The sequence below is a fragment of the Vibrio sp. QJM3NY_26 genome, from assembly GCF_057786005.1.
The window spans coordinates 98,166-109,882 of sequence record NZ_CM173515.1 but is presented as its reverse complement, the minus strand read 5'-3'; the positions used below and the strand labels follow the sequence as shown (position 1 = coordinate 109,882).

Genomic DNA, 11,717 nt, shown 5'->3' with positions numbered 1-11,717 from the left:
CATTGAAATTAATGGAATAATTTTTTTGGCACGTTTTTGGCTATAGATAAATCAGCATCGATTAATGCACTTATAGACATTAATCAATGCTAGTTTCAACCGAATCGAGCTAATACCGAATTAATAACACTGGAGGTTATCCAAGATGTCAGTAGAAAATGTACTATCCCTGATCCAAGAGAACGAAGTTAAATTTATCGACTTACGTTTTACTGATACAAAAGGTAAAGAGCAGCACATCTCTATTCCTTCTCACCAAGTTGATGCAGACTTCTTCGAAGAAGGTAAAATGTTTGACGGCTCTTCAGTAGCTGGTTGGAAAGGCATTAACGAATCTGACATGGTAATGATGCCAGACGCAGCTTCAGCTGTACTGGACCCATTCACAGAAGATGCAACGTTAAACATCCGTTGTGACATCCTTGAGCCTGCAACAATGCAAGGCTACGACCGTGACCCACGCTCTATCGCTAAGCGTTCTGAAGAATACCTACGTTCTACGGGTATCGCAGACACAGTTCTAGTTGGTCCAGAGCCAGAATTCTTCCTATTCGATGACGTTAAGTTCTCAAACGACATGTCTGGTTCTTTCTTCAAGATTGATGATGTAGAAGCAGCTTGGAACACAGGTTCTGATATCGAAGGCGGTAACAAAGGTCACCGTCCTGGCGTTAAAGGCGGTTACTTCCCAGTAGCTCCTGTAGATTCATCTCAAGACATCCGTTCAGCAATGTGTCTAGTAATGGAAGAGATGGGCCTAGTAGTTGAAGCTCACCACCACGAAGTAGCAACTGCGGGTCAAAACGAAATCGCAACTCGCTTCAACACGCTAACAACAAAAGCGGATGAGACTCAAATCTACAAGTACGTTGTGCACAACGTTGCTCACGCATTTGGTAAAACAGCGACATTCATGCCTAAGCCACTAGTTGGTGACAACGGTTCTGGTATGCACGTTCACCAATCTCTAGCAAAAGACGGCGTTAACCTGTTTGCTGGTGATAAGTACGGCGGCCTATCTGAAATGGCGCTTTACTACATCGGTGGTGTAATCAAGCACGCTCGTGCAATCAACGCATTTGCTAACCCGTCAACGAACTCGTACAAGCGTCTTGTACCTGGTTTTGAAGCTCCGGTAATGCTTGCTTACTCAGCACGTAACCGTTCTGCTTCTATCCGTATCCCAGTAGTACCAAGCCCGAAAGCACGTCGTATCGAGCTACGTTTTGGTGACCCAGCAGCGAACCCATACCTATGTTACTCAGCAATGCTGATGGCTGGCCTTGACGGTATCAAGAACAAGATCCACCCAGGCGAAGCTATGGATAAAGATCTATACGACCTTCCAGCAGAAGAAGCGGCTGAAATCCCAACCGTTGCTGAATCTCTAGAAGTAGCACTTAAAGCGCTAGACGACGATCGTGAGTTCCTAACAGCTGGCGGCGTATTCTCTGACGATTTCATTGATTCTTACATCACACTGAAATCTGACGACGTACAACGCGTGAACATGGCAACACACCCACTTGAGTTTGAACTGTACTACTCAGTTTAATCTCCTGTAGAGATAAGCCATTTCTTACTGCAACCTTGTAAGAATCGCTGACTAAATATTAGGCTCGCCTCGCAGGCGGGCCTTTTTTATATACTCCCTCCCCCTGCTTCCTCGTACCATACCTTAGACAAAAGCCCTCAGAGGCTGCTGCTATAAATACAATAAAATCAATAACAAAACCAACGCCAAACGTGAAATCACCTAGCGGTGAAAAGAGGCTAAAGATATGAAAAATATACTGTTCCTGATCGGGTTAACAGTCGCGATCTCGTGCTCTGCTCAAACGGTGTATACCTGGGTGGATGAGGATGGTGTTCTCCACTTTAGTGATAACCCTAGCGCTCAAGATGCCAAATCTCTTCGCCTACCGGATGTGCAAGCATCAGCGCCGGCTCCTAAATTTGAAGCCTCGACGCCCGTTGATGCTGCAGCTTCATCTACAACTAAAACGGCAACGCCAGCTCAGGCTCAGGGGAAAACAGAAAGCACGAAACGTGAGGCACCAGCTCAACTAGCCCTCATCATGCTGACTCCCGTTCATGACCAAACCATCCGTAGCAACCGCGGCTTAATCCCTATTCAAATAGAACTTAGCCGCAAGCTTGGTATTGGAGAACAGTTGCAATTGATGCTCGATGGTCGTCGCTATGGCGCCCCACAAACCCAACCGAATTGGGAACTGAAAGGTATCGATCGAGGTACTCACACCATTGCAATTCAAGCACATAGAAGCGGCAAGCTTATTGCATCTACTAGTCCAGTCACCGTGTATTTACATCGAGCGACGCTCAAGTAGGCCAATGTGTTAAAAGAGACTGAATTACCTCTACTTTTCACCTAATCGAAGCAGCTTTCAGCGACTCTAATGAATTATCTTTAGCTTCTGGTTGATATGCGCCATACTTGAACTTAGCTACGCACCAATTTGGTGCAGTGAGAAAAACACCAGTTCAAGGACGAAATAGTGAATCGATCAGCCAAAAGCGACAGCATAGATACACATCATCTTTCCAGCGCCATTCTCGACAACATGGTGACCTCAACATTGATGCTCGATGAGCAACTGTATGTCCGATACGCCAACCCGGCGGCTGAACAACTCTTTTCACAAAGCGCGCGACGCATCGTCGATCACCCATTGAGCCAACTCATCCAACACGCCTCACTGGATTTGGCGCTTCTGACGCAACCGCTACAAAGTGGCCAGAGCATTACCGACAGTGACGTTACCTTCGTTGTTGATAACCGCCCACTGATGCTTGAAGTCACGGTTAGCCCAATCTCTTGGCAACGAGAGACGCTGTTATTGGTTGAGATGCGCAAGATAGACCAGCAAAGACGCCTCAGCCAAGAACTCAACCAACACGCACAACAACAAGCAGCTAAGCTGTTGGTGCGCGGGTTAGCACATGAGATTAAGAACCCACTCGGTGGCTTAAGAGGTGCGGCGCAGTTACTTGGGAAAATGCTTCCTGATCAGTCTCTTAATGAATATACGCAGATCATTATTGAGCAAGCCGACCGCCTAAGAGCTTTAGTTGATCGCCTGCTTGGCCCTCAGAAGCCGGGGACCAAGTCAGAAGAGAACCTACACCAGATACTTGAGAAAGTCAGGCAGCTCGTGGAACTCGAGTCGGGTTCAACGCTCGCCATCGAACGAGATTACGACCCGAGCTTACCGGACATTCTGATGGATTCAGCACAAGTTGAACAAGCGATGCTCAATATCGTGAGTAACGCGGCACAGATTTTAAAGGCGCAAGAATCAGGGAAAATCACCATTCGCACCAGAACGGTGCATCAAGCCAATATTCATGGGCAGCGACACAAACTCGCAGCGCGCATTGAGATCAGCGATAACGGCCCCGGCATCCCCGATGATTTAAAAGACACGCTGTTTTACCCAATGGTCAGCGGACGAGAGGGTGGCACAGGGCTGGGACTATCGATTTCTCAAAACCTGATCGATCAGCACAATGGAAAAATTGATGTTGAGAGCTGGCCGGGTAACACCACATTCACGATTTACCTACCCATTTAGGTCAACAGAACCTCGCGATTGGACAGCGAGATGAAAGGCTTAACTCGGTAACACAAAGATTAAAGACATCATAAAAACAACAATGATTATCACAATAGAATTGGCTGCAAAGGAATTGAATTATGAGTAAGGGATACGTTTGGGTCGTCGATGACGACAGTTCTATACGCTGGGTCGTAGAAAAGACGCTGTCATCTGCGGATATAAAGTGTGAAACATTTGCTGATGCTGAGAGCGTATTGCTTGCTCTTGAACGCGAAACACCAGACGTTTTGGTGTCCGACATTCGCATGCCTGGCATTGACGGGATTGAGCTGTTACACCAAGTTCACCAGCGCTCTCCCGACCTGCCAGTGATCATTATGACCGCGCACTCAGACCTCGATGCAGCGGTGAATGCTTATCAAAAAGGGGCTTTTGAGTATCTACCTAAGCCGTTTGATATTGATGAGACACTGACTCTAGTAGAGCGAGCCATCGCACACAGCCAAGAGCAAAAGCGAGAACAAGCCAGCGAAGTAGCCGAAGAGACCAACGCACCAGAAATCATCGGTGAAGCACCGGCAATGCAGGAAGTTTTCCGAGCTATTGGCCGTTTGTCTCGTTCATCCATTTCGGTTCTTATTAATGGTGAATCTGGTACTGGTAAAGAATTAGTCGCGCACGCTCTGCATCGTCACAGCCCAAGAGCTAAAAAGCCATTCATTGCATTAAACATGGCGGCAATCCCTAAAGACTTGATCGAATCAGAGCTGTTTGGCCACGAGAAAGGCGCCTTTACTGGCGCTAACAGTGTTCGCCAAGGACGATTCGAACAAGCCAACGGCGGCACTCTGTTTCTTGATGAAATAGGCGATATGCCACTCGATATTCAGACTCGGCTACTGCGCGTGCTTTCTGATGGTCAATTTTATCGTGTCGGTGGGCATTCTGCGGTTAAGGTTGATGTTCGTATCGTTGCAGCAACCCACCAAGATCTTGAGCGCTTGGTGCATGACGGTGGTTTCCGTGAAGACCTTTTCCATCGACTGAACGTTATCCGAATCCATATTCCGGCACTGCGCGAACGTAAACAGGACATTGAAAAACTGACTCACCACTTCCTAGCATCAGCCGCTGAAGAGCTTGGTGTAGAAGTGAAGACACTGCACTCAGAGACCATCATGAAGCTCAATCAGCTAAATTGGCCGGGTAACGTACGTCAGCTTGAGAACATCTGTCGTTGGCTCACAGTCATGGCAAGCGGCAGTGAAATACTCCCTTCAGACTTGCCTCCAGAACTGTTGGAAGAAAAAGTGGTGACGACCTCAGGGACTGGAGATAACTGGCAACAACTGCTCGCTAATTGGGCAAAGTGTGCGCTTGATTCCGGAGAAAAAGAGCTACTAACTTATGCTCTGCCAGAGTTTGAACGTATACTGCTAGAGGCTGCACTCAACCATACCAATGGTCATAAACAGGATGCAGCCAAGGTTTTAGGTTGGGGAAGAAACACCCTAACCCGTAAACTCAAAGAACTGTACTGACCAGATATGACTTTCGATACAGCGACTTTTTAACCAAAAAAGGGTCGCTTGGTTTGAATAGTGTCGGTACAATTAAGGTATGCCATTCACTAAAGTTGTAGCTAAAGATGTCTTTGAAAACACAAATTACATTGAGAACCGCGGTGGTTCTGCCATTCGTGATGATTTTTCTGTTCACTATGAGCGTAATGGTTTTCACTCAAAAGCAAAGCTACAAAGAGATGGTGAGTGATGTTAGTGCACGCCAACTAACATCACTTACTGACCATGTTCATCAAAGCCTGTCCAATTTTTTAGAAAAACCATTTCACGCCAACCTCTCGCTCAGCCATAACATTGGCTACCACCATCTTTATCAAGCGGGCAACCTTAGCAAGGTCCAAGACTACATTCTTTATACGTTTTCAGACCATTTCACAGCTATACCTCAACTCGATGTGATCGGCTTTGGTTCTGAAGATGGTAACTATGTCGGTTTTCGTAAAGAAGCTAACAACGGCTATACCTTGATGGTACAAGACGACCGTACTAACGATCAGCTGGTCATTTACCGTGGCAGCAAGATCAGCGAAGACATTCGATCGGTGATTTCAGGTTACGACCCGAGGGTCCGCCCTTGGTACACACCCGTTGCTACACAAAAAAAGGCTGTATGGTCGCCAATTTATGCCAATGCAGATGAACGACAAGAGATCACCTTATCTGCCCTCGCCCCTATCTATGATGACAACGAATTCAAAGCCGTCGTCGTTAGCGACATTAAGATCAATACCTTTAATGCGTTTCTCAAAGAACTCAAAGATAAAACGGATGCCTCTGTTTATATCATTGATAAGCAGCAACGCTTGGTCGCTCACTCGGGCGGAGGTAGCGTGGTCTCTTGGGGAACAGGGAAAACCAATAAGGGCCAACGCTTACTGGCATCAGAGAGTGCTAACCCGGTAATACGTGAAAGTGCTAGCTACGTAGACCAATTTCACCTAATCGATAATTTGGGCGTGCAGCGCTTTAGCTTTCGCCTAGACAACGAACGATACTTCAACCAGATCACCCCTTATGAAGATGAGCACGGCATCACTTGGTTTATTGGTATGTCGATCCCTGAAAGCAACCTACTCGGTGAATTACCTGAAAACCAAAGAAACAGTTGGTTGCTCGGGCTAGCGCTGAGTTGCATTGGTGTCATTGCTGGGTTAATTGCGTTTAATCGCGTTACCCAACCCATCACCTCAACAGCGGATGCGGCAAAGCGTCTTGCTAAAGGTGATTGGGGCACGAGCATGCCAAAGACAGGGCATATCTATGAAACCAGCATGTTGGTGGAGTCATTCAATGAAATGGCCAACAACTTAAAGGCTTCCTTTCAAGCATTACAGTCTCAGCTTACCTATGACTCACTAACCAAATTATATAGTCGAGAAGGCTTTATCGACGCTGCCAAGAAAAACCCTGCAAACGAAAAAGGCACACTTTATTTAGTGGGTATTGATCGCTTCCGAGACATCAATGACAGCCTTGGTCATTACAATGGTGACCAATTGCTTATCATTGCGGCCGCTCGTTTAAGAGGTACATTGCCATCCGATTACCTATTAGCTCGCACTGGCGGTGATGAATTCGCCATTTACGCCCCGAACGTCATCCAAAGCAAGGAAGCTCAACTACTGACTAATCGCTTGCTTCAAACCTTTGCTTCCCCATTTTCAATGGAATCAGAAAGTGTCGCCATTAAGGTATCGATGGGCGTCGTCGGTGTATCTAACGTCCACGACATTGCGCTATTGCTGCGTAGTAGTAGCATTGCTTTGAGCAACGCAAAACAAGACAAAGCCAGTGTCAGCATTTACAGCCCTGAGATGGGTAAAGCATCAAGACATCGTACTAAGATGCTAGCGCGGATGAACCGAGCGATTGAACTTCAACAGTTCGAACCCTTCTATCAACCTATTATTGATCTAGAATCCGGATCGACCATTGGGGCTGAAGCTTTAGCACGCTGGATAGCCGATGAAGGAATAGTCTCACCACTTGAATTCATTCCTCTCGCTGAAGAGAGCGGGCTGATTTACGATATCGGCAAGCAAATTCTACATAAGTCGTGTCGAGATACTGCCATCGCGATTGAGTCAGGAAAATGGAGCAAGGACTTCTCTATTCACGTTAACCTTTCGGTCGATCAACTGAGTGAAAGTGGCTTTGTTGAACAAGTTAAAGGCACGCTACGTGACACCAAGCTACCAGCAAGCAACCTGACACTAGAGATCACTGAGTCACGCATCGTCGACAATGACCCTGCCATCATCGATAACATGCTGACGCTAAAAGCATTAGGCATCTCGATTGCAATTGATGACTTTGGTACCGGCTATTCGTCACTGGCTTATTTACACAAACTGCCATTTGATTGCTTAAAGATCGATCGCAGCTTCGTCAGCAAGCTCGAAAAAGAGAACCTAGATAGCTCTATCGTTGCAGCCATCGTCAATATCACCAAGGGCTTCAAGGTAAGCATAGTCGCAGAAGGTGTAGAAACTCAGCAACAAGCGGATCTACTCAAACAGCTGAAATGCCCGCAGGCACAGGGGTTCTTATACAGTCGCCCGGTTCCTTTTGAGCAATGGCCAACCGACCTCTGCAACGTAAAACAAAGCAGAAAAGAAAGCATGATGTAAAGTAGATAGAGAATTGACTTACAGATAGACACAAAAATGCCAGCATAATGCTGGCATTTTTTATATTTCTGTTCTCAATCGAGCGATTAAATCACACGAGAGAACTGCTGTTGGCGAGCCTTAGCACGTAGGTATTTATCGAAACACATACAGATATTACGAATCAACAAACGGCCACGTAAAGTCACGCGGATTTCTTTATCGTCAACTTCTACCAACTCATCGTTGATAAAGGTTTGCAGTAGCCCTAAATCTTCTTTGAAGTAACGATTAAAATTAACCGAGAACTCAGATTCGATCATGGTTTTATCAAGCTTAAAGTTACAGATAAGCTGTTTGATCACTTCACGACGTAGAAGGTCGTCACTGTCTAGAGCAACACCTTTCCAAAGCGCGTGGCGAAGGTCATTCACCTGAGCGTAATACTTCTTCAGCTCTTTCTGGTTTTGAGCGTAAGCATCACCGACCATAGAGATTGCAGAAACACCGAAGCCAATTAGGTCAGCTTCACCTTGGGTCGTGTAGCCTTGGAAGTTACGATGCAGAATACCTTCACGCTGTGCTACTGCTAGCTCGTCTTCAGGCAGAGCAAAGTGATCCATACCAATGAACTGGTAGCCCGCGCCCGTTAAAGTCTCAATGGTATCTTGGAGGATTGCCATTTTCTCTTTTGGTTCAGGTAAGTCTTCATCTTTAATCTTACGCTGCGCAGCAAACAGTTGCGGCATGTGTGCGTAGTTAAATACCGATAAACGACCCGGTTTCATTTCTAACACTTGCTTCAATGTTTCCGCGAACAAAGCTTGAGTCTGCTTTGGTAGGCCGTAGATCAAATCAAGGTTGGTTGAACGGAAGCCTAGCTCTTTCGCACGTTTAACCATCGCAATGATGAACTCTTCATCTTGCTCACGGTTAACCAGTTTCTGCACTTCTTTATTGAAGTCTTGCACACCAATGCTCAGGCGGTTGAAGCCTTCGTTACGCAGGTGGTCAAGTACGTCTAGCTCAATCTCACGCGGGTCAACTTCAATACTGATTTCAGCGTCAGCAGTGAAATTAAATTCCTCACGCAGAATCATCATCAAGCGAGTAATTTGTGTTTTGGTCAAGAACGTTGGCGTACCACCACCGAAGTGCAATTGCGTCACTTCACGGCCATTCAACAAAGAGGCGCGCTGGCGGATTTCATGTTCAATCACATCTAAGTACTCATCCGCTTTGTGCGAGTGACGAGTAATGACTTTATTACAACCACAGTAGTAACAAAGCTTATGACAGAACGGGATATGCACGTAAAGAGAGAGTGGACGCTCAGGGTACTGAGTACACGCCATGTCGTAATCAGCGACGGTAAACGCTTCATGAAACTCCAACGCTGTTGGATATGAAGTGTAACGAGGTCCCGAATAGTTGTACTTGTTTAAGATCTCTTGATCCCAAACGATTTGCTGATTCGTTGTTACTGGCTTGCTCGACATAGCGGTAATTCCAATTTAGATCCGCGAGAACTTAAGGTCTCTCAAATCATTTTACATACATTAAAATATAGACGGGTTATTTTGCCACACGACCTGTAAGGTCGTTCCAAGACAAAATCAATTTTTCAGACAAAAACTCAGAACTGCTAGCTTGATCACTAACAAAGCGTCGGGATTAACGAGACGCAAAAGGTAAGAAGGCTCATTTAACATCGTCTATTAAAGACAAGGCGACTTAAAAACAAGATGCATTTAGGACAAAAAGTCTTAAATGCATAGGTATTAAAAGCAGCGCGTCTAAAAACTAAATGTTAAACAAGCCTCTATATTTAAAAGTCTTAGTGACTAGATCATCTGAATGTTGATTTGGTTGTTGAGAGGCTTAACCTTCTCCTGCAACCTTTTCAAATCTTCAATGACCGCATCATTCAAGCGAGTCTCCGCCTTATGGCGTGTGAGATTCTGCTGCATGCGCTCTTTCTTCGTCAGTTCCTGCCTTCCATCTCCGCGAGCCATATCTTTTACGATATGGTACAGCTCAGAAAGAGCGGGATACTCAGAATCAAAATCGACACGCTCATCACCCTGAACGTTATCCATAATGATACACACTCGGATACTGATCTCAGGTAAGTCACACTGGCCTTGAATACCCGCTAAGCACAAAGTATTTACGTTTTCGTAAATCGTCGCGTTACGTTTTTCAATGGCAAGTGCTTGATGCTGCTTTTGCAACTCCGTCTGCTTCTTCACTTGAAGTAGAAGGTAACCTGCGTAAGAGCCCAAGCCGAGAATGATAATTCCACCAGCAATTGCTAATAAGGTTACGTTCATTGGCTATTAACCTTTAAAGCTGTCTAAGTCGAAATCTTCGAATTGAGATAGCAAGTCTTCGTCAGAGCTTGCTTTCTTCTTAGATGCAACTGGTGCTTCTTCGAAGATCTCTTCTTCATCGTCTTCTGGCTCTAGCAGACCTAAGCGGCCCATTAGGTGTTCGATACGATCAAGTTTCTCATCAACAAACTTCTGCAGGCCAGCACCTAGGTTTTCACCATTTTCGATACGATCTAGCAATGTGTTCAGTTGAGCATCATTCTCAAGCATCTCTAACTCTTGTTCGTTAGATAGCTTGCGCTCTTGTTTGGTCGACTTCTTCGCTGGTTCAACAATCAGCGGGATTTTTTTCTTGCTGCCTAAACGAGGGTCGCGAGCTAGTGCAGCTTTACGCTGTTTTGCTTCGCTACCATCTGAGTGACGGCTGCCAGACTTAAGACCTTTACGCTTTTTAACACGCTTACGTTCACGACCTTCAACATCAGATTCACTACGGTTACGAGTAACCATAGGTTCCGGAGCACCAAGTGCTCCCGGTTTTCTTGATTTCTTACTACGACCCATTACTGCACTTTCCTCAGTAAAATTACATCATTTCCAAAAAATTCTAGTTCGAGCTTATCCCGCTCTGCCAAAAACTGGAATGTTTGACGACTAAAGAAGACGACATGTGTCGGGTCATTCTTGTAGTGCCAACCAGCAAACGCGTCTACGTCTATTACTAGTTTAGTCATAAGACCAATCCAGCCCTTGGGTTTAACTAAATTCAACCATTGCTGCCACACTTTGTCTGGGTGATAAAGATGCTCTATCACCTCCGTGGCAGTCATAAAGTCATACGTTTTTTCCAACACAGAAGCTTCTGGGTGGTAATAGATATCGTACAACTCCATGGTGTGTCCGGCTTCTTCTAACATAATAGATAGCGTAGGGCCTGGGCCACAACCAAAATCCAACCCGTATGAGTTAGATGAAATTTTGTCTGTTAGTGGATCCGCGATGCGAGATAGAAAACGGCGATAGCCTGCATCACTAGGATCGTTCTCATGGAGATCATAGTGTGCTTTCTCTTCTTTTGCTTCTAACCTTTGTTCAGGTTTAACAAATACCAGTTCACATTGCTGACATTGCAGATAGGCTCTGCGTTTGTCTTCAAAATAGTGATTCACGCCTTGGTGATGGCATAAGGGACAAGTATACATAGCACATCCTTAAACAGGGATGCGAAACATACCAGAAACTGAGTTTATAGTGGAGAGGTATTGGGTGTTTTTTCATCAAATCAATAAAAAAAGCGATAGGAAAACCTATCGCTCTCTAAATCTGCCTATATCGGCCAAAATTTGCATACTCAACTTGGTACACAAATCTCCATTTGTTATTGGTGCTTTCCATGCCAAATTTGTTTGTTGTTCATCGTCCTGATGAGTTTTGGCTATCCTTTTCTAACACCTTGTTGCTGGGCTGTCCTAGCCTGATCCGTTTCTGTCTATACCGTTAGACTAGATGACCATCCGTATCTAAGTCAGCTCCTAGCTGATGGCCGTTACTTTACCGTGTTACAAAAAGACTACAAGAGTTCAAGTTCACACTTTTGTACACAAATCGATC

General features: G+C 45.5%; 9 protein-coding genes. 5 read left to right on the top strand and 4 right to left on the bottom strand.

The genetic code is table 11. From position 1 onward, the window contains the following. The first annotated feature begins 145 nt into the window (after positions 1–145). From glnA to gepA, 5 genes are all read left to right on the top strand, one after another. Positions 146–1,555, top strand: a complete 1,410-nt coding sequence (gene glnA, locus AC3CH4_RS00475) for a glutamate--ammonia ligase (RefSeq protein ID WP_004735585.1) — start codon at positions 146–148, stop codon at positions 1,553–1,555. Between the two features lie 226 nt (positions 1,556–1,781). Next, a complete protein-coding gene (locus AC3CH4_RS00470) occupies positions 1,782–2,351 on the top strand; it encodes a DUF4124 domain-containing protein (RefSeq protein ID WP_428783974.1) in 570 nt (189 codons plus the stop codon). Between the two features lie 168 nt (positions 2,352–2,519). After that, positions 2,520–3,596 (top strand): nitrogen regulation protein NR(II), encoded by a 1,077-nt coding sequence (glnL, locus tag AC3CH4_RS00465; protein WP_017079339.1) that lies wholly within the window; start codon positions 2,520–2,522, stop codon positions 3,594–3,596. A 122-nt stretch (positions 3,597–3,718) separates the two neighbouring features. After that, on the top strand, positions 3,719–5,122 hold the full coding sequence (glnG, locus tag AC3CH4_RS00460; RefSeq protein ID WP_017081697.1) for a nitrogen regulation protein NR(I): 1,404 nt from the start codon (positions 3,719–3,721) through the stop codon (positions 5,120–5,122). Between the two features lie 107 nt (positions 5,123–5,229). Beyond that, complete coding sequence (gene gepA / locus AC3CH4_RS00455) at positions 5,230–7,794, top strand: phosphodiesterase GepA (RefSeq protein WP_488543128.1); 2,565 nt, start codon at positions 5,230–5,232, stop codon at positions 7,792–7,794. An 86-nt stretch (positions 7,795–7,880) separates the two neighbouring features. On the opposite strand, the gene hemN is transcribed toward gepA, so the two are convergent. The 4 genes from hemN to AC3CH4_RS00435 all read right to left on the bottom strand — a co-directional run bounded on the left by hemN (position 7,881) and on the right by AC3CH4_RS00435 (position 11,308). Beyond that, entirely contained in the window at positions 7,881–9,272 is a 1,392-nt protein-coding gene (hemN, locus tag AC3CH4_RS00450; RefSeq protein WP_004735579.1) for an oxygen-independent coproporphyrinogen III oxidase, read from the bottom strand. Positions 9,273–9,617: 345 nt separating this feature from the next. Next, positions 9,618–10,106 (bottom strand): DUF2489 domain-containing protein, encoded by a 489-nt coding sequence (locus AC3CH4_RS00445; protein ID WP_017079341.1) that lies wholly within the window; start codon positions 10,104–10,106, stop codon positions 9,618–9,620. Between the two features lie 6 nt (positions 10,107–10,112). Further along, complete coding sequence (gene yihI, locus AC3CH4_RS00440; RefSeq protein WP_004735577.1) at positions 10,113–10,670, bottom strand: Der GTPase-activating protein YihI; 558 nt, start codon at positions 10,668–10,670, stop codon at positions 10,113–10,115. Continuing rightward, positions 10,670–11,308 (bottom strand): class I SAM-dependent methyltransferase, encoded by a 639-nt coding sequence (locus tag AC3CH4_RS00435; RefSeq protein ID WP_171315489.1) that lies wholly within the window; start codon positions 11,306–11,308, stop codon positions 10,670–10,672. The genes yihI and AC3CH4_RS00435 overlap by 1 nt, the downstream gene beginning before the upstream one ends. Positions 11,309–11,717: the final 409 nt, after the last annotated feature.

Excerpts from the sequence above, each read along its gene's own strand:
- AC3CH4_RS00445 (WP_017079341.1), bottom strand. The coding sequence starts at position 10,106 with ATGAACGTAACCTTATTAGCAATTGCTGGTGGAATTATCATTCTCGGC.
- glnG (WP_017081697.1), top strand. The coding sequence starts at position 3,719 with ATGAGTAAGGGATACGTTTGGGTCGTCGATGACGACAGTTCTATACGC.
- AC3CH4_RS00435 (WP_171315489.1), bottom strand. The coding sequence starts at position 11,308 with ATGTATACTTGTCCCTTATGCCATCACCAAGGCGTGAATCACTATTTT.
- glnA (WP_004735585.1), top strand. The coding sequence starts at position 146 with ATGTCAGTAGAAAATGTACTATCCCTGATCCAAGAGAACGAAGTTAAA.
- AC3CH4_RS00470 (WP_428783974.1), top strand. The coding sequence starts at position 1,782 with ATGAAAAATATACTGTTCCTGATCGGGTTAACAGTCGCGATCTCGTGC.
- yihI (WP_004735577.1), bottom strand. The coding sequence starts at position 10,670 with ATGGGTCGTAGTAAGAAATCAAGAAAACCGGGAGCACTTGGTGCTCCG.
- hemN (WP_004735579.1), bottom strand. The coding sequence starts at position 9,272 with ATGTCGAGCAAGCCAGTAACAACGAATCAGCAAATCGTTTGGGATCAA.
- gepA (WP_488543128.1), top strand. The coding sequence starts at position 5,230 with ATGTCTTTGAAAACACAAATTACATTGAGAACCGCGGTGGTTCTGCCA.